The 24344-nt window shown below is 62.4% G+C and carries 23 protein-coding genes; 21 read left to right on the forward strand and 2 right to left on the reverse strand.

Annotated features, from left to right (window positions below; translation table 11 throughout):
• The 6 genes from VJ673_RS05140 to VJ673_RS05165 all read left to right on the forward strand — a co-directional run.
• On the forward strand, window positions 1-615 hold a 615-nt coding region (locus tag VJ673_RS05140), incomplete at its 5' end, for an electron transfer flavoprotein subunit beta/FixA family protein (RefSeq protein ID WP_324124969.1).
• Window positions 616-1557 carry an electron transfer flavoprotein subunit alpha/FixB family protein gene (locus VJ673_RS05145; RefSeq protein ID WP_324124970.1) on the forward strand — a complete coding sequence of 314 codons (942 nt, stop codon included), beginning with the start codon at window positions 616-618 and terminating at the stop codon, window positions 1555-1557. It abuts the gene before it with no gap.
• Window positions 1558-1716: 159 nt separating this feature from the next.
• Window positions 1717-2928 (forward strand): glycine betaine/L-proline ABC transporter ATP-binding protein ProV, encoded by a 1212-nt coding sequence (proV, locus tag VJ673_RS05150; RefSeq protein WP_324124971.1) that lies wholly within the window; start codon window positions 1717-1719, stop codon window positions 2926-2928.
• The gene (locus tag VJ673_RS05155) at window positions 2921-3757 is read left to right on the forward strand and encodes an ABC transporter permease (RefSeq protein WP_324124972.1); all 837 of its coding nucleotides are present in this window, start codon (window positions 2921-2923) and stop codon (window positions 3755-3757) included. The genes proV (VJ673_RS05150) and VJ673_RS05155 overlap by 8 nt, the downstream gene beginning before the upstream one ends.
• Before the next feature lie 248 nt (window positions 3758-4005).
• Window positions 4006-5214 (forward strand): glycine betaine/L-proline ABC transporter ATP-binding protein ProV, encoded by a 1209-nt coding sequence (gene proV / locus VJ673_RS05160; RefSeq protein ID WP_324124973.1) that lies wholly within the window; start codon window positions 4006-4008, stop codon window positions 5212-5214.
• Between the two features lie 252 nt (window positions 5215-5466).
• Complete coding sequence (locus tag VJ673_RS05165; protein ID WP_324124974.1) at window positions 5467-6486, forward strand: GlxA family transcriptional regulator; 1020 nt, start codon at window positions 5467-5469, stop codon at window positions 6484-6486.
• A 44-nt stretch (window positions 6487-6530) separates the two neighbouring features.
• On the opposite strand, the gene purU is transcribed toward VJ673_RS05165, so the two are convergent.
• Window positions 6531-7406: a formyltetrahydrofolate deformylase gene (purU, locus tag VJ673_RS05170; protein WP_324124975.1), complete on the reverse strand. Its 876-nt coding sequence runs from the start codon at window positions 7404-7406 to the stop codon at window positions 6531-6533.
• 293 nt (window positions 7407-7699) lie between these two features.
• Here purU and VJ673_RS05175 point away from each other — a divergent pair, with 293 nt between their 5' ends.
• The 14 genes from VJ673_RS05175 (at window position 7700) to VJ673_RS05240 (ending at window position 22272) form a co-directional block, all read left to right on the forward strand.
• On the forward strand, window positions 7700-8407 hold the full coding sequence (locus tag VJ673_RS05175) for a corrinoid protein (RefSeq protein WP_324124976.1): 708 nt from the start codon (window positions 7700-7702) through the stop codon (window positions 8405-8407).
• Between the two features lies 1 nt (window position 8408).
• Window positions 8409-8882: a methylenetetrahydrofolate reductase C-terminal domain-containing protein gene (locus tag VJ673_RS05180; RefSeq protein WP_324124977.1), complete on the forward strand. Its 474-nt coding sequence runs from the start codon at window positions 8409-8411 to the stop codon at window positions 8880-8882.
• Window positions 8879-9898 carry a methylenetetrahydrofolate reductase gene (locus tag VJ673_RS05185; protein WP_324124978.1) on the forward strand — a complete coding sequence of 340 codons (1020 nt, stop codon included), beginning with the start codon at window positions 8879-8881 and terminating at the stop codon, window positions 9896-9898. Before VJ673_RS05180 ends, VJ673_RS05185 begins: the two co-directional genes overlap by 4 nt.
• Window positions 9895-10836, forward strand: a complete 942-nt coding sequence (locus VJ673_RS05190; protein WP_324124979.1) for a dihydropteroate synthase — start codon at window positions 9895-9897, stop codon at window positions 10834-10836. Before VJ673_RS05185 ends, VJ673_RS05190 begins: the two co-directional genes overlap by 4 nt.
• 345 nt (window positions 10837-11181) lie before the next feature.
• Window positions 11182-12093 (forward strand): glycine betaine ABC transporter substrate-binding protein, encoded by a 912-nt coding sequence (locus VJ673_RS05195; RefSeq protein WP_324124980.1) that lies wholly within the window; start codon window positions 11182-11184, stop codon window positions 12091-12093.
• A 214-nt stretch (window positions 12094-12307) separates the two neighbouring features.
• Complete coding sequence (locus tag VJ673_RS05200) at window positions 12308-13522, forward strand: hypothetical protein (protein ID WP_324124981.1); 1215 nt, start codon at window positions 12308-12310, stop codon at window positions 13520-13522.
• A 761-nt stretch (window positions 13523-14283) separates the two neighbouring features.
• A complete protein-coding gene (locus tag VJ673_RS05205; RefSeq protein WP_324124982.1) occupies window positions 14284-14670 on the forward strand; it encodes an arsenate reductase/protein-tyrosine-phosphatase family protein in 387 nt (128 codons plus the stop codon).
• The gene (locus VJ673_RS05210) at window positions 14667-16670 is read left to right on the forward strand and encodes a proton-conducting transporter transmembrane domain-containing protein (protein WP_324124983.1); all 2004 of its coding nucleotides are present in this window, start codon (window positions 14667-14669) and stop codon (window positions 16668-16670) included. The genes VJ673_RS05205 and VJ673_RS05210 overlap by 4 nt, the downstream gene beginning before the upstream one ends.
• Window positions 16667-17593 carry a respiratory chain complex I subunit 1 family protein gene (locus VJ673_RS05215; protein ID WP_324124984.1) on the forward strand — a complete coding sequence of 309 codons (927 nt, stop codon included), beginning with the start codon at window positions 16667-16669 and terminating at the stop codon, window positions 17591-17593. The genes VJ673_RS05210 and VJ673_RS05215 overlap by 4 nt, the downstream gene beginning before the upstream one ends.
• Window positions 17590-18198: a hypothetical protein gene (locus tag VJ673_RS05220; protein ID WP_324124985.1), complete on the forward strand. Its 609-nt coding sequence runs from the start codon at window positions 17590-17592 to the stop codon at window positions 18196-18198. The genes VJ673_RS05215 and VJ673_RS05220 overlap by 4 nt, the downstream gene beginning before the upstream one ends.
• Window positions 18195-19640 carry a complex I subunit 5 family protein gene (locus VJ673_RS05225; RefSeq protein ID WP_324124986.1) on the forward strand — a complete coding sequence of 482 codons (1446 nt, stop codon included), beginning with the start codon at window positions 18195-18197 and terminating at the stop codon, window positions 19638-19640. Before VJ673_RS05220 ends, VJ673_RS05225 begins: the two co-directional genes overlap by 4 nt.
• Window positions 19640-21133, forward strand: a complete 1494-nt coding sequence (locus VJ673_RS05230) for an NADH-quinone oxidoreductase subunit D-related protein (protein ID WP_324124987.1) — start codon at window positions 19640-19642, stop codon at window positions 21131-21133. The genes VJ673_RS05225 and VJ673_RS05230 overlap by 1 nt, the downstream gene beginning before the upstream one ends.
• Window positions 21134-21142: 9 nt before the next feature.
• Entirely contained in the window at window positions 21143-21892 is a 750-nt protein-coding gene (locus VJ673_RS05235; RefSeq protein WP_324124988.1) for an NADH-quinone oxidoreductase subunit B family protein, read from the forward strand.
• A gap of 41 nt (window positions 21893-21933) precedes the next feature.
• On the forward strand, window positions 21934-22272 hold the full coding sequence (locus VJ673_RS05240) for a zinc ribbon domain-containing protein YjdM (protein ID WP_324124989.1): 339 nt from the start codon (window positions 21934-21936) through the stop codon (window positions 22270-22272).
• A gap of 68 nt (window positions 22273-22340) precedes the next feature.
• Here VJ673_RS05240 and VJ673_RS05245 read toward each other — a convergent pair whose 3' ends face one another.
• Window positions 22341-23909 (reverse strand): trimethylamine methyltransferase family protein, encoded by a 1569-nt coding sequence (locus VJ673_RS05245; RefSeq protein WP_324124990.1) that lies wholly within the window; start codon window positions 23907-23909, stop codon window positions 22341-22343.
• 298 nt (window positions 23910-24207) lie between these two features.
• Between VJ673_RS05245 and VJ673_RS05250 the strand changes: the two genes are divergently transcribed.
• Window positions 24208-24344: tetrahydrofolate dehydrogenase/cyclohydrolase catalytic domain-containing protein (locus VJ673_RS05250; RefSeq protein WP_324124991.1), on the forward strand; the 137-nt coding region annotated here is incomplete at its 3' end.

Consider the following 24344-nt stretch of genomic DNA (forward strand, 5'->3'; position numbering starts at 1 on the left):
GCGGTCCGCATGAAGGAGCAGGGCAAGGCCAAGGAGATCGTCGCCGTCTCGATGGGCCCGGCCCAGTGCCAGGAGACGATCCGCACCGCGCTCGCGATGGGCGCCGACCGCGGCATCCACGTGCTCACTGACGCCGAGCTGCAGCCGCTCGCGGTGGCGAAGCTCCTGAAGGCGATCGTCGAGAAGGAGCAGCCGGGCCTCGTCATCCTCGGCAAGCAGGCGATCGACGACGACTGCAACCAGACCGGGCAGATGCTCGCCTCGCTCCTCGACTGGGCGCAGGGCACCTTCGTGTCCGGGCTGGAGCTCGAAGCGGCCGGCGCCGCCATCACCCGCGAGGTGGATGGCGGCCTGGAGCGCGCGAAGGTGCGCCTGCCGGCCGTCCTGACCGTCGATCTGCGCCTCAACCAGCCGCGCTACCCGGGTCTGCCGGCGATCATGAAGGCGAAGAAGAAGCCGCTCGACGTCGTGACGGCGGAGTCGCTCGGCGTCGATCTGTCGCCGCGCCTGGCCACGCTGAAGGTGGTCGAGCCGCCCAAGCGCCATGCGGGCGTGAAACTGTCTTCGGCCGCCGAACTCGCGGCCAAGTTGAAAGATCTGGTGGAGGCCGCGTAAATGAGCATCCTCGTACTTGCAGAACACGACAACACCCAGCTCAAGTCCGCGACGCTGAATGCCGTCACGGCGGCAGCGCAGATCGGAGGCGAGATCCATCTGCTGGTCGCCGGCTCCGGCTGCGGCGCCGCGGGCGAAGCAGCGGCGAAAGTCGCCGGCGTGTCCAAGGTGCTGGTCGCCGACGATCCCGCGCTCACCCACCAGCTCGCGGAAAACCTCGCGCCGGTGATCGCCTCGACGGTCAAGGCGGGCGGCTACAGCCACCTGCTCGCGCCGGCCTGCAGCGTCGCCAAGGCGGTCATGCCGCGCGTCGCGGCGCGCCTCGACGTGATGCAGATCTCCGAGATCAGCGCGGTCTTCGACGCCTCGACCTTCGAGCGTCCGATCTACGCCGGCAATGCGCTGGCGACGGTGCAGTCGCGCGATCCGATCAAGGTGATCACGGTGCGTACGACCAAGTTCGCCCCGGCCGCCGCGACCGGCGGCAGCGCATCGGTGCAGTTGGTCGGCGGCGCAGCCGATGCCGGCGTGTCGAGCTTCGTGTCGCAGGACCTCACCCAGAGCGCCCGTCCCGAACTCACCTCGGCGCGCGTCGTCGTCTCCGGTGGGCGTGGTGTCGGCTCGGCCGACGGCTTCGGCCTGCTCGACAAGGTGGCCGACAAGCTCGGCGCCGCGGTCGGCGCCTCGCGTGCCGCGGTCGATTCGGGCTTCGCGCCGAACGACTACCAGGTCGGCCAGACCGGCAAGGTCGTCGCGCCGGACATCTACATCGCCGTCGGCATCTCGGGTGCCATCCAGCATCTCGCCGGCATGAAGGACTCCAAGGTGATCGTCGCGATCAACAAGGACCCCGAAGCACCCATCTTCAACGTCGCCGACTACGGACTCGTAGCCGACCTCCACGAAGCGCTCCCCGAGCTGGCCCAACGGCTGGGCTCGTGAGCATCGAGGCCGCTCTTCATCGAGCGGCCGGACAGGAGGCTAGGACGAGACGCGTCGGCGCGGCGGATTGCGCCGGGCCGACGCGGACTCGCCCGGCGTACCGGCGGTGCGCGATGATAGGCGTTCCGCCTGATGTGGAAGAGGGGAGAGGTTAGGCATATGAAAGCAAAGATCGTGGCCAAGGGCCTCTACAAGATCTTCGGACGAACACCCGAAGTCGCGATGGAGATGCTCCGCAAGGGCCAACACAAGGACGACATCTTCAAGCAGACCGGCATGGTCGTCGGGGTGCAGGATGCCAATTTCGCAGTCAATGAAGGCGAGATCTTCGTCATCATGGGCCTGTCCGGTTCGGGTAAATCGACGCTGATCCGTCTGTTGAACCGACTCGTCGAACCGACCGCGGGGCAGATCCTCGTCGACGGCGTCGACGTCGCGACCATGAGCAAGGCGCAACTGGTCGCATTGCGCCGGCGCGACATGGCGATGGTGTTCCAGTCCTTCGCGCTATTGCCCCATCTCACGGTGCTCGACAACACGGCCTTCGGGCTCGAGATCGCCGGTGTCGGGCGCAAGGAACGCGAGATGCGCGCAATGGAGGTGCTCGACGAAGTCGGTCTCAAGGCTTTCGCGCACAAGCGCCCGTCGGAGCTCTCGGGCGGCATGCAGCAGCGCGTGGGCCTCGCGCGGGCGCTGGCCGTGAACCCGTCGCTGATGCTGATGGATGAAGCCTTCTCGGCGCTGGATCCGCTCAAGCGCACCGAAATGCAGGAACTGCTGCTGACCCTGCAGAAGGAGCACAAACGCACCATCATCTTCGTCTCGCATGATCTCGACGAAGCGTTCCGCATCGGCAACCGCATCGCCATCATGGAAGGCGGACGCGTCGTGCAGATCGGCACGCCCGACGACATCCTGCGCAATCCCGCCGACGACTACGTGCGCGCCTTCTTCAAGGGCGTGGACGTCAAGCGTTACCTCACCGCCAAGGATGTCGCGCTCCTGGATGAGGTCCTCGTCATGGAGGCGCCGTCCGACATCGGTGCCGGCTTCGAGTCGGCGATCGGCCGGCTGCGGCAGATGCGGCGCAACTACAGCTTCGTCGTCGACAAGGAAGGCCGCGTGCTCGGCACCGTGTCGATCGATTCGATGCACCGTTGCCTGGAAGAGGGAAGGATGACGCTCGAGCAGGCGCTGCTCGACGATATCCAGCCGATTTCGGGCGACACCCGCATCAACGAGCTGATCGGCCATATCGTGAAGAATCCCTACCCGCTCCCGATCATCGATGGCGAGCGCCGCTACCTCGGCGCCGTGACCCAGACGATCCTGCTGCGGAACATGGTCCAGGAGGAGACGGCCAATGCGTGACTTTCTGCCGATCGGCGAGTGGGCCGATAAATCGATCAATTTCCTGCTCGAGAACGACCACGGCGCCTTCGGTGCGGTCGGCTCGGTCGTCGGGAGCCTGACCGAACTCATCGAGAAGGGACTGCTGGCCGTTCCCAACTGGGCGCTCGCGCTGCTACTGGTGGTTGTGGCGTTCTGGCGTGTCGGATGGCGCTTCGGGCTGTTCAGCGCCGCCGCCGCGGTGGTGATCATCGGAACCGGCTTCTGGGACGCGACGATGGCGACGCTGGCGCTGGTGATCGCGGCGACCCTGATCAGCCTGCTGGTCGGGGTCCCGCTCGGCATCTGGACCGCGAAGAGCAACCTCGCGGCATCCTTCGTGCGTCCGAGCCTGGACTTCATGCAGACGATGCCGGCCTTCGTGTATCTGATCCCGGCGGCGATGCTCTTCGGTCTAGGCAAGGTGCCGGGGGTGCTGGCGACGGTGATCTTCGCGATGCCGCCGGTCGTGCGCCTGACGAACCTCGGCATCCGCCAGGTCAACAGCGAACAGGTCGAAGCGGGCATCACCTTCGGCTGCACGGCGCGCCAGTTGCTGTTTAAGGTGCAGATTCCCGGCGCGCTACCGTCCATCATGGCCGGCATCAATCAGACCATCATGATGGCGCTGTCGATGGTCATCATTGCGTCGATGGTCGGTGCCGGCGGTCTCGGCAACGATGTGCTGACCAGCATCGCGCGTCTCGACATCGGGCTCGGTTTCGAGTCCGGCTTGGCGGTCGTGCTGCTCGCGATCATCCTCGACCGGATCACCGAGAGCTTCGGCGTGCATCGCCAGAAGAAGGCCTGACGACAGCGTTTTCAGGCTTGCGCCGAGGGGCGCCGCTGCGAGGAATTCCTTGCGGCGGCGCCCCTCGCGCCTTTTCGGAGCGAGGCAATCGGTTAGCTCACGTGACGGCTGCTGCTGCGCCCGGCAAGGGGATCGGAAGCGTCGGTGCGGTCGTTTGCGTCGCGTCAACGCGGCCTCGTTTGTAGCGTGCCAGCGTTGCATGATGGGGAGCGTTCCGTCCGCTGGGGAACACGGAGGAGGGTATCCAAATGAAGCAAAAGATCGTTGCCAAGGGCCTTCACAAAATCTTCGGACGAAGACCCGAGGTCGCGATGGAGATGCTCCGCAAGGGCCAGCACAAGGACGAGATCTTCGAGCAGACCGGGATGGTCGTCGGGGTGCGCGATGTGAATTTCGCAGTCAATGAGGGCGAGATCTTCGTCATCATGGGTCTGTCCGGCTCGGGGAAGTCGACGCTGATCCGTCTGTTGAACCGCCTTATCGATCCGACCGCGGGCCAGATCCTCGTCGATGGCGTCGACGTGGCGACCATGAACAAGGCGCAACTGATCGAATTGCGCCGGCGCGACATGGCGATGGTCTTCCAGTCCTTCGCGCTGTTGCCGCATCTCACCGTGCTCGACAACGCGGCCTTCGGGCTCGACGTCGCCGGTGTCGGACGCAAGGAGCGGGAGCTGCGTGCGCTGGAGGTGCTCGATGCAGTCGGCCTCAAGGCTTTCGCGCACAAGCGCCCTGCGGAGTTGTCCGGTGGCATGCAGCAGCGCGTCGGCCTCGCACGGGCGCTGGCGGTGAACCCGTCGCTGATGCTGATGGACGAGGCCTTTTCGGCGCTCGACCCCTTGAAGCGCACCGAAATGCAGGAGCTGCTGCTCACGCTGCAGAAGGAGCACAAGCGCACCGTCATCTTCGTCTCGCACGATCTCGACGAAGCCTTCCGCATCGGCAACCGCATCGCCATCATGGAAGGCGGGCGCATCGTGCAGATCGGCACACCCGAAGAGATCCTCCGCAACCCCGCCGACGACTACGTGCGCGCTTTCTTCAAGGGCGTGGACGTGAAGCGATATCTCACCGCGAAGGACATCGCCTTGCAGGACGAGGTGCTGGTCATCGAGGCGCCGTCCGACGTCGCTGCGGGCTTCGAGTCTGCCATCGGCCGGCTGCGGCAGATGCGGCGCAACTACTGCTTTGTTGTCGATACCGAGCGCCGCGTGCTGGGCGCAGTGTCGATCGATTCGATGCGCCGTTGCCTGGAAGAGGGAACGATGTCGCTTGAGGATGCGCTGCTCGACGACATCCAGCCGATATCGGGCGATATGCGCATCAACGAGCTGATTCGCCACATCGTCAAGAATCCCTATCCGCTTCCTATCGTCAATGGTGAGCGCCGTTACGTCGGCGCGGTGACCCAGACGATCCTGCTACGGAATCTCGCTCAGGAGACGGGCAACGCGTGAGTAGGTCGCTTGCAGACAACCCGTCGCGTTTCGATGAGTCGCGATCGGGCACGCGAGACGCGCATGGACACGAATCCCGTCTATATTTGACGTATATCGAACGAAGTATGTCGCAATTGGAACAGGGTGGCCCACCTGTGGGGATACCATGCGTCCATTAAATAAAAAAATTTCGGGGGGAGCGCCGGCGGCAGTTCGCACCGGATTGCATCCCTCACGGTCGGTCAAAAATGGCTGGAAGGAGACAATTCGATGCTGGAATCAACGAAGGTAGCGCCCACTTATCGCTTCGCGTTCGTGACGCTCGACAACTATTCGATGATCGCGCTCTCGAGCGCCATCGAGCCTCTGCGCATGGCGAACCACCTGAGCCGGCGCGAGGTATATCAATGGGTGATCGTCACGCTCGACGGCCAGCCAGCAGTGGCCAGCAACGGCATGTCGATGGGACCGACGGTCGCGCTCGACGACATGGGGCCGGTCAACATCGTTTTCGTGTGCGGCGGCATCAAGGTCAAGGAGGCGGTCACGCCGCCGCTGTTGCACGCCCTGCGCCGCTTCGCGCAGCGCCACATTCCGATCGGCTCCCTGTGCACCGGCAGCTACGCGCTTGCCAAGGCCGGCGTGCTCGAAAAGCATCGCGTGGCCATCCACTGGGAGAACATGGCGGGACTCCTCGAAGAGTTTCCCGGCATCAACTTCACCGAAAAGCTCTTCTCGATCGGGTACGACCGCTATACCTGCTCCGGCGGCGTCGCGCCGCTCGATCTGATGCTGCACCTCATCCGCGAGCATCTCGGGCATGACATCGCCTCGGCGATCTCCGAGCAGTTCATCGTCGAACGCATCCGCGACGACAACGATCGTCAGCGCGTTCCGCTGCAGTCGCAGGTCGGCTCCTGCCACGAGAACCTGCTCAAGGTCGCCTCGTTGATGGAGTCGAACATCGAGGAGCCGCTGTCGCTCGACGAACTGGCCGACGAGATCGGCATCTCGCGCCGGCAGATCGAGCGCCTCTTCAAGCGCTACCTCAACTGCGTGCCGACGAAGTATTACCTGGACCTGCGGCTGCGCCGCGCGCGCGAACTGCTGCTGCAGACCTCGATGTCGATCCTGGACATCACGATCGCCTGCGGCTTCCAGTCGCCGCCGCACTTCTCGAAGTGCTATCGCGGTCTCTTCGGCTATCCGCCGAGCGCCGAGCGGGTACAGACGCGCAGCAAACCGGCGCTCGCATCCTCATCCGGTCCGCTGCTGGCGCTGCAGCACTAACAGTCGATGCCGGGCGCCGGCTGCTCCGCCGGCGCCCTCTCTTCTTACTTGAACACGACCGTCTTGTCGCCGTTCAGAAACACGCGGTGCTCGACATGGAAGCGCACCGCGTTGGCGAGTGCCTTGCATTCCGAGTCGCGTCCGGTGGCGGCGAGCATTTCCGGCGTGAAGGTGTGATCCACGCGTTCGACGATCTGCTCGATGATCGGGCCTTCGTCCAGATCCGCCGTGACGTAGTGCGCCGTCGCCCCGGTGAGCTTGACGCCCCGCTCATGCGCCTGGTGGTAGGGTTTCGCGCCCTTGAAGCCGGGCAGGAAGGAGTGGTGGATGTTGATCGCGCGGCCGCGCAGTTTCCGGCAGAGATCGTCTGACAGGATCTGCATGTAGCGCGCGAGCACGACGAGTTCGCTCTGCGTCTCGTCGACGATCTCCAGCAGCCGGGCTTCCTGCTCGGCGCGCGTCTCTTTCGTGACCGGCAGGTGGATGTAGGGGATGTCGTGCCACCGCGCCAGTCCCTCGAGATCCGGGTGGTTGGAGACGATCGCGGTGATCTCCATCTTCAGTTCGCCGGTGCGCGTCCGGTACAGCAGGTCATCGAGGCAATGGTCGAATTTCGAGACCATCAGCAGCACGCGCGGCTTGCGCGTCGCCTCGTGGATGGCCCATTCCATCTTCTCTTCGCGCGCGATGGGCAGGAAGCCTTCGCGCAATTGCGCCAGCTCGGGCGTCGCGTCCGCGTCGGCCTGGAAGGTGGCGCGGATGAAGAAGCGGTCGGTCAGGACGTCGTCGAACTGCTGCATATCCATGATGTAGCAGTGATTCTCGGCGAGGTAGCTGGATAGCTTGGCCACCGTGCCGGTACGGCTCGGGCAGGACGCGGTGAGGATGTATTGCCGCTGCGGGTCGTATTTGATGTTCATGTCTGGAGTGCTCCCCCGGATTGTGGATAGCCGGTCGAGTCGTTCTCGAACCGTGCCGCGCCGAGTTTATGGAGAGCACCCGCCTGCGATTGTCCCGGATGCGACGAGGGCTTCTGTCGTCGCGACTTCCCTTCGATGAAGCGTTTTCGCATGCGGCCGGCACGTCGCGGCTGGGCATGCCTGGGTCGCGCTTCTGTCTGCCCGCGGAAAGGGGGATGCCTAACATTCGCCCCAGATCAGTCGCCGCCGCACGGCAACTGTCCCAAAAACCCCACCGCGATAAGGGAACGAAAATGGCAGACGATTTCGAAGACGACCTGGACCTCAATAGCCTGGACGATGACGAGCTTGTCGCTCAGGTACACGACGATCTCTACAACGGCTTGAGGGACGAGGTCGAGGAGGCGACGAACATTTTCCTCTCCCGCGGGTGGGGCGCCGACCGCATCCTCAATGAGGTGCTGGTCGAAGGCATGCGCATCGTCGGCGTCGACTTCCGCGACGGCATCCTCTTCGTGCCCGAGGTGCTGCTCGCCGCCTCCGCGATGAAGGGCGGTATGGAGATTTTGCGGCCGCTGCTCGCCGAGACCGGCGCCGAGCCGATCGGCAAGATCGTCATCGGCACCGTGAAGGGCGACATCCACGACATCGGCAAGAACCTGGTCGCGATGATGATGGAAGGCGCGGGCTTCGAGGTCATCGACATCGGCATCAATATCCCGGTCGAGACCTACCTCGAGGCGCTGGAGAAGCACAAGCCCGACGTCCTGGGGCTGTCCGCACTGCTCACGACGACGATGCCCTACATGAAGGTCGTCATCGACACGATGAAGGAGCAGGGCATCCGCGACAAGTACATCGTGCTGGTCGGCGGCGCGCCGCTCAACGAGGCTTTCGGCGAGGCGGTGGGGGCGGACGGCTATTGCCGCGATGCCGCAGTCGCGGTCGAGACGGCCAAGAGCCTGATCGCCGACCGTCGCGCCCAGCGCGCGGCTGCCTGACATGTACTCGGTTCGGCGCTGGTCCGTGCGTCACGCACGCGGGCTGGAAACCTTTTACACGCTGTTCGAGAAGGCCTTCGTCGCGCTCGATCCGCTGTGGTCGCGAATCGGCTATCAGCGGATGGAGAAGCCGGTCGCGGCCTTCGAGCGCACGGTCAAGGGCTTCCTCTTCGACTGCAAGATGTGCGGGCAGTGCGCCTTGAGCTCGACCGGCATGTCGTGCTCGATGAACTGCCCGAAGAACCTGCGTAACGGCCCCTGCGGGGGCGTGCGCGCCAACGGCCACTGCGAGGTCAGGCCCGAGATGAAGTGCGTGTGGGTGGAGGGCTTTGCCGGCAGCCAGCGCATGCGCATCACCGGGCAGCAGATCCACGTGGTGCAAAAACCGGTCGATCGCCGCCTCGAAGGGCGTTCGTCGTGGCTCAAGGTGGCGCGGGAGAGCGCCGCCGCGCGCAAGGCAGAGGTGCAGGCATGATCTTCGAAGACGAACCGGTACCCGGCTATCCGCTGCCGATCCTCCCCGGGCACACTTCGCCGGGCCGCCTGGAGCGAGTGCTGCGTGCGGGCTCCTTCGCGGTGACGACGGAGCTCGAACCGCCCGATTCGGCCGATCCCGAGGAGGTCTATCGCCGCGCGCGCGTGTTCGACGGTTATGTCGATGCGATCAACGCGACCGACGGCAGCGGCGCCAACTGCCATATGTCGAGCGTCGCGGTGTGTGCGCTGCTCACGCGTATCGGCTATGCACCGGTGATGCAGATTTCCTGCCGCGACAAGAACCGCATCGCGATCCAGGGCGACATCCTCGGCGGCGCGGCGATGGGCGTGTGCAACGTCATGTGCCTCTCCGGCGACGGCGTGCAGTCCGGCGACCACCCGCAGGCGAAGCCCGTGTTCGATCTCGATTGCATGAGCCTGCTCGAGATCGGCCGCAAGATGCGCGACGAGCATCAGTTCCAGAGCGGACGCAAGCTCGCCTTCGCGCCGCGGGTGTTCCTCGGCGCGGCTGAAAACCCCTTCGTGCAGCCCTACGAATGGCGGCCCCATCGCCTGGCGAAGAAGATCGCCGCCGGTGCCCAGTTTATCCAGACCCAGTACTGCTACGACGTGCCCCGGCTCAGGGTCTTCATGAACCGGGCGCGCGATCTGGGGCTGCTCGACAAGATCTTCATCCTCGTCGGCGTTGGCCCGCTGCGCTCGGCCAAGGCGGCCGAATGGATGCGCAGCAACGTCCCCGGCATCCATATCCCCGACAGCGTCATCAAGCGCATGGCGGGCGCCGAAAACCAGGCCCAGGAAGGACGCCGCCTGTGCGTCGACCTGATCCAGGAGATCCGCGAGATCGACGGGATCTCCGGCGTACACCTCATGGCCTACCGCCAGGAGGAGTCGGTACCCGAAATCATCGAACGTTCTGGCGTGCTCGCGGGGCGCACGCCGTGGTACCCGGACCGCGACCGCAAACTTCAACTGCATAGGAACGCATCATGACCGACACGATCATCAGCTCTGCCACCAGGGAATTCGCAATCGGCTTCGAACGTCCGTTCGCCATCATCGGCGAACGCATCAACCCCACAGGTCGCAAGATCCTTGCCGCCGAGATGGCGGCCGGCGACTTCAGCCGCGTCGAGGCCGATGTTATCGCGCAGGTCGAGGCCGGCGCCCACATGCTGGACGTCAATGCCGGTATCCCGCTCGCCGACGAGCCGGCGATCCTCGCGAAGGTGGTGCAGATCGTGCAGGGCATCACCGATCTTCCGCTGTGCATCGATTCGTCGATGGTCACCGCGCTCGAAGCAGGGCTCGCGGTGTACAAGGGCAAGGCGCTGGTGAATTCGGTCACTGGCGAGGAAGACCGGCTGGAGACCGTGCTGCCGCTCGTGAAGAAATACGGTGCAGCGGTCGTCGCGATCTCCAACGACGAGACCGGCATCTCGCAGGATCCGGACGAGCGCTTCCGCATCGCGAAGAAGATCGTCCAGCGCGCGGCCGACTATGGCATCCCGGCGTGCGACGTGGTGGTCGACCCGCTCGTGATGCCGATCGGCGCAGTGAATCTCGCCGGCGTCCAGGTGATGAAGCTGGTGCACCGCCTGCGCACCGAGCTCAAGGTGAACACCACCTGCGGCGCGTCCAACGTGAGCTTCGGCCTGCCGCAGCGCGAGGGCATCAACGCGGCCTTCCTGACCATGGCGATCGCCTCCGGCATGACCTCGGCCATCACCAATCCGCTGCATACGGAAATCGTCAAGGCATGCATGGCGGCCGACGTGATGATGGGCCACGACCCCGATTGCGCGCGCTGGATCCGTCGCTTCCGCGAGCAGCCGGCGCCGGGCTCCGATGGCGCGCGGGGTCGTCGCGAAGGAGGTCGCCGTCGTCGCGAAGGTGCAGGCGCCGAGGGCGCTACGATCGTGAGCGCTTGAGCGCTGACGACAAATTTGTCCTCTTCACCCCGTCCGGCGGGCGGGGCCGCTTCCCCCGTCGCGGGGTGCCGTTCCGGACTTCGTGCAGTCCGCTGAGAAACCCCGCCGCAAGTAGGCCGATTGAGGTCGCTTTGGATAAATAGGCGCTTTGTCGGCTCCTTAAACTTGCTTACATCACGCGCTCGTCGGAACGGCGAGCGCGGTCATCGCGGCCACTGAGAACAAGACCGCCAACCCACTCTTCACGATTGTCGCCCGCCTCGCAATGCCGCAGGGGGAGGGCAGTTTCGGCAAGACGCGGCACAAACGATACCCACGCCAAGCGCTGAAGAAGGAGGAGAGTCAATGTTTACAACAGTCAAGCAGGCCTTTCGCAAGGTAGCTGCTGCACTGGCGATCACCGCCGTTGCGGCTGCACCGCTGGCCGCGCACGCGGAGGGCAAGACGATTCGCGTCGGCTGGACGGCATGGTCCGACGCCGAGGCCGTGACCAACATCGCCAAGCAGCTGCTCGAGCAGAAGCTGGGCTACAAGGTCGAGCTGGTGATGACCGACATCGGTCTCCAGTACAACGGCGTGGCCAAGGGCAATCTCGACGTGATGTTGATGTCGTGGCAGCCGTTGACCCACAAGTCGTACTGGGACAAGGTCTCGGACCAGGTCGAAGATCTCGGCGTCCTCTACGACCAGGCTCGTCTGGGCTGGGTCGTGCCGGATTACGTGCCGGTGAGCGAGGTCAAGACGATCGAGGATCTGAAGAAGCCCGGCATCGCGGAGAAGTTCAATAAGCGCATCCAGGGCATCGACGCCGGCTCCGGCCTGATGCGGGCCTCCGGTGCCACGGTCAAGGAGTACGCTCTCGACGGCTATCAGCTGGTGACCGCCTCGGACGCCGCCATGGTCTCCGCAGTGGATCGCGCGACCAAGCGTAACGAGTGGATTGTGGCGACCACCTGGAACCCGCACTGGATGTTCGCCCAGTACAAGCTGCGCTACCTCGAAGACCCGAAGAAGACCCTCGGCGGCGACGAGGCCATCCATGCCGTTGGGCGCAAGGGTTTCGCGAAGGACTTCCCGAAGGCTGCCGCCTTCATCAAGAACTTCAAGATCCCCCTGGCTGACCTTGAGGCCATCATGCTGAAGGCCAAGGACACCTCGTTCGACAAGGAAGCGACCGCCTACATCCAGTCGCATCCGCAGATGGTCGACCAGTGGCTGCATGAGGCCATGGCGATCAGCAGCACCGCCGCGCGCTAAGCCGGCGACGGGCACGACACGTTTCGCCTCGGCCGGTCGCGGCCGGGGAGAGTGACGCCAAGCCCGGCGTTCACCCAGCCCACCACAAAACCCCCTCGCGGTACGACACACGCGTGACGACACGCGCGGGGACGTTTTTCGCCTGAAAAACGGCAAACACACATAACCATCAGAAAAGGGGGCCGCCGGCAGGCGGCCCTGTCATGGAGGAGCCATGAGCTACAAAACCGCCTTACGTCCCATCGCAGCGGGGATCTGCCTCGCCTTGTCGGCCTCCGGGGCCCTGGCACAGGTTGCCGACTCGCCCCTGAAATTCGACGGCGCGGCCAGAATCCGCTTCGAACACCTGAGCTGGAATCCGGACCGCAAGGGCACCCTCGAGTTCGACACGATCCGCCTTGGTTACACCTACGACGACGGCCAGTTCCTCTCGTCGGGACGGGAGCGCTATTACCACTACTCGACTCGCCAGACGGGCGCCAGCGAAGGCACCAGTCTGCTGATGAACGAGTATCTCTGGGCCGGATTCCGCTTCGCGGACAAGAGCGAAATCCACGCCGGCCAGGACATCGTGCCGTTCGGACCCTTGAAATACGCGTCGCACAATTTCTTCGAGTCGATGGCCTACTACGCCGGCTTTGAAGATACCTATGCGGCCGGATTCAAATACCTGCGCACGGATGGCGGCCTGAGCACGACGCTGGCCTTCTTCCCCTCCGACGGCGGCCATTTCCTCGGCGATGCCGACAACATGTCGGTACTCGACGGCCGGGATTCGCTGCGCTACAGCAACCACCTGATGAAGCAGTACGGGCGTGAGGAGCGCAACACCTTCGTCGGTCGTCTCGCTTACGCCTTCGAGATGGGTGGCGGCAAGCAGGAGATCGGGGTTTCCGCGTTGAGCGGCGAGCTGGCGGCGACGGATTCGTCACTCTCAGGCGGACGGCGCAATGCCCAGGCCGTTCATTACACTGGCGAGTTCGGCAACTTCGGCGTCAAGCTCGAAACCATCAACTACCGCAACAAGTTCTCCGGCAACGGTTCGGTCGATGGCAACTGGTGGAGCGCCTGCGACAACGATTGCGTCATCATCGGCTCCTACGGCTTTACCAACCGCATGGCGGCCAAGGGCAATATCGATATCGTCAGCCTCAGCTACAAGATTCCGGGCTCGATCGGACCGTTCAGCAGCTTCCGCGTCTATAACGACTGGAGCCAGTTGCGGAAGTCGGCGTCGGGATATGACCGCAGCTGGCAAAACGTCACCGGCGTCGAATTCGGCTCGGGCGCATGGTGGATCATGCTCGACGTGGCGCGCGCCAAGAATCAGCCGTATCTGTCGCCGGTCTTCGGCGATGCGCTGGCTGCGGGCGGCTCCGGCAACACCACTGGAACCCGGTTCAACGCGAGCATTGGCTATTACTTCTAAGACCGTTTGAGCGGTCGACGAAAGTCTTCCGCGAAAATGGGAACGGGCCTCGGCCCGTTCCCATTTTTTTTTTTGCTCGTTCGGGCGGTTTCGCGCATGGGGGTTGCGAGCAGGTGGTCGCCCGCAGTCCGCGGCATACGCGCTCGTTACATGCCATTAGGATATGCAGCCCGATCGACGACAATTAAGTGGGTGGGTCCTATCTGTTTTGGAAAGCGAGGTTTGACCCGGTTTTGAGCGACGACGATCTTGCTCTGCTTCCGGTTCCGAATTGCTCATCCAGCGCGCGCCGAGTATTTAATTCCCCCGCAAGCGCATGGTGCGGTAAAGCGCATATTTTTCGAAATGGAACCGTTCGTAATAATCGACACTGGTCATCGGATTGAAAAGATAGCGTATGAGGATATTGAGACGGTTCATCCCACGACTCAGCGTTCGTTTCGTTGCCAAGCAATTAACATCGCCACCGTCATAAATAAGTATCTTCAGACAATGCTATAGACATTATCTAGTCAGAAAAATGTGCTGATCGTCGGTGTATCATGCTACAATTACATCTGCCTGCTTTTAGATGCCAATTTGCATCTAATTAACATGGGGGGGTTCTGGGCATGGAACATCGCACCGCACGTCTCACTTTATTGAGACGCGGTGGCGATCCCCCGTCCCGCAGGCGTTCCGCAAGCCCGCATCGAGGCGCTGTTCAATCGTATCGTGGCCAGGATACGCAGTCGCGTCGAGCACCCATTCCGGGTTCTCGAATGTATCGTGACTCGCTTACCGGGTTCCCGAGGCTGCATGCCTGTTTTTTATCGCCCGAATTAAGCAGTCGCCATGATTCGGCTGGTACGCACGGCCATCACTTGGATGAGCCGGCCGATCCGCGAACCCTTCGTGCTTCTGCCTTGCGTGCCTATGAACGGCAGTCTCTCCAAGATTTCGATCTGATCCTGGCCATCGATAAGACCCATCCGGACAACTTGCGCCGGATTGTCTTGCCTGGGCAGCAAAAGAAACCCCAGCTGCTTATGGATTACTCGGCCAATTTCGGTGACGACGAGGTGCCTGACCCCTGCTATGGGCCGGGTCGCATCTTTGACTTGGAGATCGACATGATCGAAGTCGCTCAAGGAAAGGCGGCGCAATGAGTGAACTGATTTTAGCCGTACTGATTCTGATGGGGGGCGCAGGGCTGGCCCTATTACCCGTTTCCAATCGATTACGCGCTGGCTTTGGACTTGCCTCTCAGGCTTTGGCCAATATTGTGGCCTTGTCCGTGGTTATTCCAGTGTTGTTTGGCGCTCCCGATGTCGAGGGAGCGATGCCGTGGGCCTACCCCGTCGGCGATCTGCATTTCCAGCTCGACGCGCTCGGGGCCTTCTTCCTGAGTTGGTCGCTGCCGATGACCTTTCTGGGGGCTGTCTATGCGATCGGCTACATGGGTAAGTATTTCCTGACTTCGCGCCACCTCGGCGTGCATTTCGCGCTGCTGAACATGATTTCGGTCTCCTTTCTGCTGGTCTACACCGGCGAACATACGGTGACCTTCCTGTTTGGCTGGGAAATCGCGGCCCTGGCAGCGTGGTTGCTCGTAATCTGGGACTACCAGAGTGAGCGTATCCGTTTCGCTGGCTTCAACTATCTCGTCTCTACGCACATCGGCCTGATCTTCCTGGTGGCGGCGGTGATGATTCTGTATACCCATACGCACTCCTGGTTCCTCGATGATTTCGGAATCTGGATGAGGCATAACCCAGGCGCCTTGCGCAATACGGTGTTCTTGCTGCTGGTGACCAGTTTCGGCTTGAAATCGGCGTTTTTCCCATTCCATTCCTGGCTGCCGCGGGCCCATGCGGCGGCGCCGGCCCATGTGTCCGCCCTGATGTCGGGAGTCATTCATAAGGCGGGGCTATATGCGCTGGTGCGCTTCCTGTGGCTTTCCGGCAGGCCGGACGAATGGATGGGCTGGTTCCTGATCATCTTCTCGATTACCTCTGCCCTGGTCGGCGGCTTGTATACGGTGGGCCAGCGGGATCTCAAGCGGCTACTGGGGTATTCCTCCACCGAAAACGTCGGGATTGCGGGTATTGGCTTCGGCATCGGTTGCCTCGGCCTGACTTGGGATGTGCCGACACTGGTTGCGCTGGGATTCGGCGGCGGCTTGCTTCATGTCCTCAACCACGCATTCTTCAAATGCCAGTTGTTCTACGCTGCAGGCTGCGTCTATCAGATCAAGCATGTGGTCGATCTGGAGCGGCTCGGCGGCCTGTTCAAGGCCATGCCGGTGACAGCCATCTGTTTTCTGGTCGGCGGAGTGGCAATTTCCGCATTGCCACCCTTTAATGGCTTTGCCAGCGAATTTCTTATCTATTCCGGGCTGTTCAGCAACGCTGCAGCAAGCGTTTGGAGCAAGTTGGCGCTTGGCCTGGTGGCAGCAGCCCTGGCTTTTGTCGGTGCTGTTTCGGCGTTGAGCATCACCCGGGCCTACGGGGTCATTTTTCTCGGTGCCTCCCGCGATGAAAGCTTGCCGCCGGCCCATGAGGCGGGCAAGTGGATGCTCGTTCCTCTCGTCATCCACACCCTGGGCACCGTCGTGCTCGGAGTCTTCCCGGTGTGGGGACTGATGGTGGTGGCCGGACCCACAACCATGATGGCGCATGTGCTGTCTCTGCCCGAAGCAGGCGTCGCGCTCGTCGGGACGAGTGAGGTTTTGCGGCGTGTTGCGCTGATTTCCGGTGGTCTATTCTTGGCGCTCTTGGCCATTCTGGCGTGGCGCCTGCGACCGGGGAGCCGCCCGCGCCCCCATGTCACGTGGGGCTGCGGCTACAGCGCACCCAGTCCCCGGATGCAATATACCGGAGCCAGTTTCTCGACCGATTTCGCGGCCCATTTCCGCCAAGTCATGGTGCTGATCAAGCGGCGCAAGGCGCCAGCCGGCTATTTCCCGACCGACAGCTACGTCATCACCGATTGCGTGGATGCGGTTGAGCGCCGCCTTTACTCCGTCATCAACCATGGCGATGAAACGGCAACCGAAGTTTCACGAAAGATGCAGGAGGATGACCCGCGCTTTGCCTTTTCGGCCGGCCTTGCCGCCATCGTGATCATCGCTGCGCTCGTGTTGCTGGCCGAAGGAGTCTTGCCATGACCGTTTTTCTGACGATCGCCCACTGGTTGCTCGTCCTCGCCATGCCTATCCTGCTGATCGGTGTGATCAATCGGGTGAAGTCGTGGTGGGTGGGGAGGCAAGGGCCGGGTTTGTTCCAGTCGGCTTTTGATTTGCAGCGCTTGCTGGGTAAGAAAACCGTGGTCAGCCAGACGGCTTCGCCGCTGTTTCGGGCCGGGGCCTACATCGTTTTGTGCTGCGCGCTGCTTGCCGCCAGCATGGTGCCCTTGCTTGGCCAGTATGCGCCCTTCAGTTTCTCTCATGATTTCGTCGTGGTGGCCTATACGTTGGGCCTGGCGCGTATTGCCCTGATGGTGTCCGCGATGGATGTCGGCAGCCCCTTCGAGGGCATGGGTACAGCGCGTGAAGCGGCATTCTCCACCTTTACCGAGCCAGCGTTGTTCATCCTGATCGGTACGGCTGCGGCCGCTACCGGGATGACCAGTTTTTCCGGCTTGATCGGCCAATTGCACAATGCCCCGTCGTACGGACTGATCGTGGGGCCGCTGGTCGTCGCGCTGCTGATTCTCTTGCAGGCCGAAGCGGCACGCGTGCCGGTCGATGATCCCATGACGCACCTTGAATTGACGATGATTCACGAGGTCATGATCCTCGATCACAGCGGCCCCGAACTGGCCGCGATGCAATATGCCGCCGCGCTCAAGATGACCTTCTACGCGGGCTTGATCGCCGCCTTGCTCAACCCGTTCGACCCCTGGCAGTCGCCAGGTCTGGCGTTGATGGCGTCCGCTGCAACGATGCTGTTGGTGGCAATGGTGGTGGGCTGCATCGAATCCCTGACTGCCCGTCTGCCGATGCGCTGGGTGCCGCGCTATCTGTGGTTGGCGGGATTGACCGGACTGGGCAGCATGCTGCTGGTTGGTTTGGGTGGGAGAGTCGCATGACTTTGCCGCTGATTCTTTGCTTGGTGGCGACCGTCATCCCGGTCTTCTTTAGCCGGCTCTCCGCCACCCCGGTTTGGTTGTCGATCCAGGCTCTGACCCTCGTCTGGATTACGGCGCTGGGCGAAGAGATCTGGTCGCTGCACGCAATGATGTCGGTTGCCGAAATTCTGGTGATCCGCGTCGCGCTGGTCCCCTACCTTCTTTCACGGGCCATTCGCAAGACTCCGCAAGCACGGATGAGCGTGATGCCATCCAATCTATTCGCCTGGGGCGCGGCGATTCCCCTGATCATCTTGGCCTTCAAGTTCGGAGACGGGGCGCAGGCGGATCATCGGGCGCTGACCTTAGGCGTCGTGGCAGCGACGGCGACGATTGCTTTCCTGATTCTGGCGACCAATCACAATCCAGCCGCTCAGCTGGTGGCGGTGCTTTTCATGGAGAACGCGCTGGCGCTGTTCGAGTCGCTGATGCCGGAGTCCTGGCCCATACCGGTGCATCTTGCCGTGAGCGCGGTCTACGTTCTGACGGCGATGGTCGGTAGCTGGCTGGTGCGGGGGCATTGCATCACGTTGCCGTCCAGAGAGACCAAGGGAGAACTCCAATGAGCCTGACTCGTGTTGCGGAATTCCCCGAATCGAAGTCGTCGGACGAGACGACCAGCGATCACGGTCACTTGATCGCGCCGGCGCTGGTCGGGTTGGCCTTTTTGGTGTGGCTGGGCAGTGTTGGCGTATTCCTGACCAACGACCTGGCGAGCTTGCCCAAGTATTTCGGCAACCACTATTGGGTTCTCGATCCGACTTCGATGTTGTTCGTTCTGGTCGTCAATACCGTCTTCCTGGGGATCAGTGTCTACATGCTGTCGCGGGAGCGCGGCTCGCCCGAACTGACCCGCGACATTCGCACGCGCGCCTCGCTGACCATCCTGTTCATGCTCGCCACGAATCTCGGAATCATGGCCAACGACCTGATCCTGATGTGGGCGCTGATCGAGATCACCACTGCCTGCGCGGCGCTGATGATGGTCTGCGGCGACTACGGTGCTCCCAAGCAGACGGCATGGCGCTACATGCTCTACTCGTCGATGTCCTTGGCGCTGACTTTTCTCGGCTTCATGTGCCTGACGCAATCGGCCGCACTGCGAGGCGTGGAAATCAGCTTCCGGATTGACGAATTGGGTACTGCCTTGACCATGGCCAAAGATGGCTGGCAGCGCCTTGGCCTCGCACTCATGCTGTTGGGCTTGGGTGGCAAGTTGGGCCTGGCTCCGCTTTACAGTTGGCTACCGGAAACATACGAAGCGGCGCCGACCAGTACCAGTGCGCTGCTTGCAGCGGTTCAGTTCAATATCAGCATCGTCTTGATGTTCCGCATCTTGCAGATCTTCCAGGGATTCGACGTGAGTTTCGCGGGGCAGGAATTGCTGGTTATGGGCTACATCTCGCTCGTCATTGCGGCCGTTCAGATCATGGCGGCCCGCAATTACAAGCGGCTGATCGCCTATGCCTGCATCAGTTCCTCCGGCGTGATCGCTTTGGGAATATCCGTGGGCAAAGCGGCGGCATACGGCGTCGTGCTGTACACCGTCAGTAACGCCTTCGTGAAATCCCTGCTCTTTGTTACCGCAGGGCGGATGCGATCGGTTTACGGCACTAACGAAGTGGCAGCGCTCAGCGGTGTGATTCGCGTGCTGCCTTTCGCCGGTCTGCTGTTTACCGGGGGAATCTTCGCACTTCTCGGCTTTCCACCGTTCGCCAGTTTCCTGGCTGAAATGCTCATCCTTTCCGGCATCGTTCAGGCTGGCAATCTGATGGCCTTCACCCTCATGTGCGTGATGCTGACGGTGATTTTCGTGGCGACGGGACGCACCGTGTTTCCAATGCTGTGGGGCGAGCCGAAGCAGGAAATTGCACGAGTGCGTGAATCGATGGTGGCGATTGTGCCAAAAGTCGGTTTCGTCGGCGTGCTCAGCATGCTGGGCACTTATACCCCCGAGCTGATTACCAACCTGCTGCGTGCTGTTGCGCGTTCGATCGGAGGCATCTGATGAATTCGCGTGCAACCAAGGTCTGGCCATTGGAGCAGTCAAGACGGAAAGACCTGGATCAATTTGTCCAGGCCTGCCGTCAGCGGCTCGGTGCAGGGGATCGTCTGGTAACTTTATTTGGCCGGCAGGAAGAAAGCAACCGGATGCCGGGTGTGGTGGTGACGGCGATTTTCCAGGATGAGAGCGGAGAATTGCAGGCCCTCCATTGCCTGACCGACCGCGACAAGCAGTATTCGGCGTTGACGCCGGATTTTCCGGCGGCCCACATTTTTGAACGGGAACTTTGGGAACAGACCGGACTGACTCCTGAGGGACACCCTTGGTTGAAGCCGGTTCGCTTCGAGGGCAAGCGCCAGGGGCAGATGGCCGAATACCCGTTCTTTTCCGTGCGAGGTCAGGAAATCCATGAGGTCGGCGTTGGCCCCATTCACGCTGGAGTGATCGAGCCCGGCCACTTCCGCTTCATGTGCCTGGGCGAACAGGTGCATCACCTGGAAATCCAGCTCGGTTACCAGCATCGCGGAGTCGAGCAGCTCTTGTTACGCCGAAACCCGATGCTGTTGGCACCGGTGATCGAATCGATTTGCGGGGACTCCGCTGTGGCCTACAGCTGGGGCTTCTGTGCCGCAATCGAAGCCTTGGCAGGGTATGAGGTCACGCCCGAATGCGACATGCGCCGTGCCATTGGCCTTGAACTCGAACGAATCGCCATCCATGCTGCGACCCTGAGCGGCATGGCGACAGATATCGCCTTCCTTCAGGGCGGCGGTACGTACGGCCGCTTGCGGACCGCGATCATCAATGCCGTGCAGCGCGTTTCCGGCAACCGCTTTGGTCGCGGCTGGATTCGCCTTGGCAAGTCCAAGCCATTCACTGACACCTTGCGTGTCGATCTGATTCAGACCCTGGCGGCATTTCTTCGGGATTTTGACGAGATCAACCAGCTCATGTTGAGCAGCCAGAGCGTCAAGGCGCGGTTGAAGGGAACTGGCGTGGTGACCCGGCAAGCGGCTGACGAGTTGGGGCTGATCGGCGTTGCCGCTCGGGCGAGCGGGCGGGCCGTTGACGCCCGGGTAGATTTGCCGAACCAGCCTTATCAACGTTTCCCGATTGCCAGCACAGTACAGGAAACAGGTGACTGCTGGGGCAGGATGAAACAGCGGATGGAGGAAGTGGATACTTCCGTCGCCTGGTTGCTGAAGGTACTCCAGGAAGAAAAGCCGACCGCGGCCCCTACGAAGGAAATCGGCTTGGCGGCCAACTCGCCACTCAAGCCGGATGCGCTTGCCATCTCAGTCGTCGAGGGGCCTCGCGGCGCTGTCGTGCAAGCGATCGAGACTTCGCAGGCAGGGAGGATCGTGCACTACAAGGTGCAGGACCCCTCCTTGTCGAACTGGTTCGGCGTGGCGATGGCATTACGGGACAACGAAATCTCCGATTTTCCTATCTGCAACAAGAGTTTCGATCTGTCCTACTGCGGCAACGATTTGTAAGGGCCGAACATGATGAAATCCCTCTACGTCCGAAAGTCGCAGGGCACCCAATACATCCCGGTGTTGCGGGAAGCCACTCCGGCTGGCTTTCGCGCCAAGCCGGTCATTGACGCGCAAGCCTGTGCTCTCGATTGTTCGGCCTGCCAGGCGGTCTGCCCGAGCGCTGCGATTGCGTTGGCGCCGATGCGAATCGATCTGGGGCGCTGTGTGCTCTGCGGCGACTGTGAGCCCGCTTGCCCGGCTGGGAAGATCAGCTTCAGCAATGATTTTCGTTTGGCCAGCACCGAGCGTGATGGCCTGACCGTCAGCGCAGAGCATCCCAATATCGACCCGATTCAGGTTTCCGGCGCCTTGCACAGACGTTACGGCCGTTCGATGAAACTGCGTTCTGTCTCGGCCGGCGGCTGCAATGGATGCGAGATGGAAATCAACGCGATGAGTAACGTCAATTTCGACTTCGGGCGCTACGGCATCGATATGGTTGCGTCGCCGCGTCATGCTGACGGATTGCTCCTTTCGGGGCCGATAACTCGCAATATGGTAATGGCCCTGCAGAGGTGCTGGGAGGCCATTCCCGATCCGAAAATTGTCATTGCCGTTGGGGCGTGCGCCATTTCTGGCGGGGTCTTTGCCGAATGCAACGAAATCGAACGTCGCTTTCTCGATAACTTCAAACCCTCGCTGTATGTGCCGGGTTGTCCGGCTCATCCGCTGTCGATCATCGTCGGTATCATGGACTTGCTGGGCATCGCGGATTAGCCTTCTGCTTTTTTAACCGTATCAATGGGAAATATCGTTTCATGAGCAAATTGCCCAACTGTCCGCAATGCAATTCCGAGTTCACCTATGAAGACGGCGCCCTCTACATCTGCCCGGAATGCGCCCACGAATGGAGCAAGGACGCCGCCGCTGACGTGGTCACCGAACGGGTCTGGAAGGATGCCAATGGCAACATCCTGAACAATGGCGATAGCGTGACGGTGATCAAGGATCTCAAGATCAAAGGCTCGTCATCGGTCGTCAAGGTGGGCACCAAGGTCAAGAACATCCGCCTGATCGAAGGCGACCACGACATCGATTGCAAGATCGATGGCATCGGCGCCATGCAGTTGAAGTCAGAGTTCGTGAAGAAGGCCTGAAATGTCTGAGCTTGGCCCTGCGCAGTGCTCCCCACTCCGTCAGGCGGAGCGGGGAGCCGATGGCTCCGTCAGATATTGGAGTCGGGGAACGATGCCTTGCGGCGGTTGATGTAGTCGCAGATCGACTCGTCGATTGCCGGGTCGAGCGGCGGTGCTTCGTACTCGGCCAGCAGCTTCTTCCAGCGGGTGTTGGCGCGCTGTGCGAGGTCCTGGCGGCCTTCGATGTCCCACTGCTCGAAGCTGTTGTTGTCGGCGATCGGCGAGCGGTAGAACGCGGTCTCGAAGTTCGCCTGGGTGTGGGCGCAGCCGAGGAAGTGCTTGCCGGGGCCGACCTCGCGGATGGCATCCATCGCCTGGCCGTTTTCGGACATGTCCACGCCGGCGAGCAGCGTGTGCATCATGCCCGCCTGATCGACGTCCATGATGAACTTCTCGTAGCCCATCGACAGGCCGCCTTCGAGCCAGCCGGCCGTGTGCAGCACGAAGTTGACGCCGGCGAGGCTGGTCGGCAGCAGGGTGTTGGCGGCTTCGAACGCGGCTTGCGCGTCGGCGATCTTGGAGCCGCACAGACCGCCGCCCGAGCGGAAGGGCACGCCGAGCCGGCGCGCGAGCGCGGCCATCACGTAGAGCACCAGCGCGGGTTCTGGGGTGCCGAAGGTCGGCGCGCCCGATTGCATTGAGATCGACGAGGCGAAGCTGCCGAGCACGACCGGTGCGCCCGGATTCACGAGCTGAATGAAAGCCATCCCCGCCATCGATTCGGCGAGCGTCTGCGCGGCGGTGCCGGCGACCGTGACGGGCGACATCGCGCCCGACAGGATGAAGGGCGTGACGATGCAGGCCTGGTTGGCGCGTGCGTAGACCTTGGCGGCGCCCAGCATCGTGGCGTCGAAGGTCATCGGCGAGTTGGCGTTGATGAGGCTGATCAGCGCGGTCTTCGGCTTGCCGGTTGCCGCGTCAGTGAAATCGTCGCCGAAGAGGCGCTTGACGATCTCGATCGTGTCTTCGGCGCGCTCGGGCGCCGTGACCGAGCCCATGAAGGGCTTGTCGCTGTACTTCACATGGCTATAGACCATATCGAAGTGGCGCTTGTTGACCGGCAGGTCGACCGGCTCGCAGATCGTGCCGCCCGAGTGGTGCAGCGAGGGCGCGAGATAGGCGAGCTTTACGAAGTTGCGGAAGTCCTCGATGGTCGCGTAACGGCGTCCGTCGTCGAGGTTGCGGATGAATGGCGAGCCGTAGGCCGGTACGAAGACGGTATTCTTGCCGCCGATGACGACGTTGCGCTCGGGATTGCGCGCGTGCTGGATGAATTCGCGCGGGGCGTTGGCCTGGATGAGCTGCCGGCACATGCCGCGAGGCATCCGCACGCGCTCGCCCGTGACCTCGGCGCCGGCGGCCTTCCAGATTTCGAGCGCTTCGGGGTCGTCGCGGAACTCGATGCCGATTTCCTCGAGGATGATGTCGGCGTTACGCTCGATCGTCGCGAGACCTTCCTCGTCCAGTACTTCGAAGTAGGGAATCTTGCGCGTGATGTACGGGACCGATGCGACCGCGCGCCCGGAGCGTGCAGCACGTTTGGCTTCGCGCCCGCCGGCGCGTCGGGAGCGCGGCGCTGCCGCTACTTGGTCGTCCATGATATCTCCTGAGGATAGGGAATGCGGGAGCGCGCACGGCCACGATCGGGCCGCCCGCTGCCGGCAATGCCAATTATCGTCAAGGGGTCTTGCCGGGCCCGCCACGGGGGCGACGCCCCTTTGCACGGCGGCGACATGGTGCATATAGGTCGCTCGGCGTTGGGCAAATCCGCGTTTGTCGAATGGTCGCATTCAGGTATGCGCTAGTCGTCCGCGGCCGCTTGTCCGTTTCTGCTTCGCCCTACCATGCGCTTCGCCAAGTGCCGCACGGGGCGCCACACACGGAGATGAGACAAAGATGGTCGCGAAGATAATCGATGGACACGCGGTCGCACGCCAGGTGCGCGAGGAGTGTCGGGAGCGCGTCGCAGCGCTGCAGGCGCGCGGCATCCAGCCCGGCCTGGCGGTGATCATTGTGGGCGACAACCCCGCGTC

The organism is Aromatoleum sp. (assembly GCF_035254505.1).
Lineage (GTDB): Bacteria > Pseudomonadota > Gammaproteobacteria > Burkholderiales > Rhodocyclaceae > Aromatoleum.

What these genes read in the sequence shown, in the direction of transcription:
- VJ673_RS05230 (WP_324124987.1), top strand. Translation starts at nt 19,640, where the DNA reads ATGAATTCGCGTGCAACCAAGGTCTGGCCATTGGAGCAGTCAAGACGG.
- proV (WP_324124973.1), top strand. Translation starts at nt 4,006, where the DNA reads ATGAAGCAAAAGATCGTTGCCAAGGGCCTTCACAAAATCTTCGGACGA.
- VJ673_RS05235 (WP_324124988.1), top strand. Translation starts at nt 21,143, where the DNA reads ATGATGAAATCCCTCTACGTCCGAAAGTCGCAGGGCACCCAATACATC.
- VJ673_RS05190 (WP_324124979.1), top strand. Translation starts at nt 9,895, where the DNA reads ATGACCGACACGATCATCAGCTCTGCCACCAGGGAATTCGCAATCGGC.
- VJ673_RS05220 (WP_324124985.1), top strand. Translation starts at nt 17,590, where the DNA reads ATGACTTTGCCGCTGATTCTTTGCTTGGTGGCGACCGTCATCCCGGTC.
- VJ673_RS05185 (WP_324124978.1), top strand. Translation starts at nt 8,879, where the DNA reads ATGATCTTCGAAGACGAACCGGTACCCGGCTATCCGCTGCCGATCCTC.
- VJ673_RS05215 (WP_324124984.1), top strand. Translation starts at nt 16,667, where the DNA reads ATGACCGTTTTTCTGACGATCGCCCACTGGTTGCTCGTCCTCGCCATG.
- VJ673_RS05195 (WP_324124980.1), top strand. Translation starts at nt 11,182, where the DNA reads ATGTTTACAACAGTCAAGCAGGCCTTTCGCAAGGTAGCTGCTGCACTG.
- VJ673_RS05180 (WP_324124977.1), top strand. Translation starts at nt 8,409, where the DNA reads ATGTACTCGGTTCGGCGCTGGTCCGTGCGTCACGCACGCGGGCTGGAA.
- VJ673_RS05165 (WP_324124974.1), top strand. Translation starts at nt 5,467, where the DNA reads ATGCTGGAATCAACGAAGGTAGCGCCCACTTATCGCTTCGCGTTCGTG.
- VJ673_RS05155 (WP_324124972.1), top strand. Translation starts at nt 2,921, where the DNA reads ATGCGTGACTTTCTGCCGATCGGCGAGTGGGCCGATAAATCGATCAAT.
- VJ673_RS05245 (WP_324124990.1), bottom strand. Translation starts at nt 23,909, where the DNA reads ATGGACGACCAAGTAGCGGCAGCGCCGCGCTCCCGACGCGCCGGCGGG.
- VJ673_RS05240 (WP_324124989.1), top strand. Translation starts at nt 21,934, where the DNA reads ATGAGCAAATTGCCCAACTGTCCGCAATGCAATTCCGAGTTCACCTAT.
- VJ673_RS05200 (WP_324124981.1), top strand. Translation starts at nt 12,308, where the DNA reads ATGAGCTACAAAACCGCCTTACGTCCCATCGCAGCGGGGATCTGCCTC.
- VJ673_RS05225 (WP_324124986.1), top strand. Translation starts at nt 18,195, where the DNA reads ATGAGCCTGACTCGTGTTGCGGAATTCCCCGAATCGAAGTCGTCGGAC.
- VJ673_RS05205 (WP_324124982.1), top strand. Translation starts at nt 14,284, where the DNA reads ATGTATCGTGACTCGCTTACCGGGTTCCCGAGGCTGCATGCCTGTTTT.
- proV (WP_324124971.1), top strand. Translation starts at nt 1,717, where the DNA reads ATGAAAGCAAAGATCGTGGCCAAGGGCCTCTACAAGATCTTCGGACGA.
- purU (WP_324124975.1), bottom strand. Translation starts at nt 7,406, where the DNA reads ATGAACATCAAATACGACCCGCAGCGGCAATACATCCTCACCGCGTCC.
- VJ673_RS05175 (WP_324124976.1), top strand. Translation starts at nt 7,700, where the DNA reads ATGGCAGACGATTTCGAAGACGACCTGGACCTCAATAGCCTGGACGAT.
- VJ673_RS05210 (WP_324124983.1), top strand. Translation starts at nt 14,667, where the DNA reads ATGAGTGAACTGATTTTAGCCGTACTGATTCTGATGGGGGGCGCAGGG.
- VJ673_RS05145 (WP_324124970.1), top strand. Translation starts at nt 616, where the DNA reads ATGAGCATCCTCGTACTTGCAGAACACGACAACACCCAGCTCAAGTCC.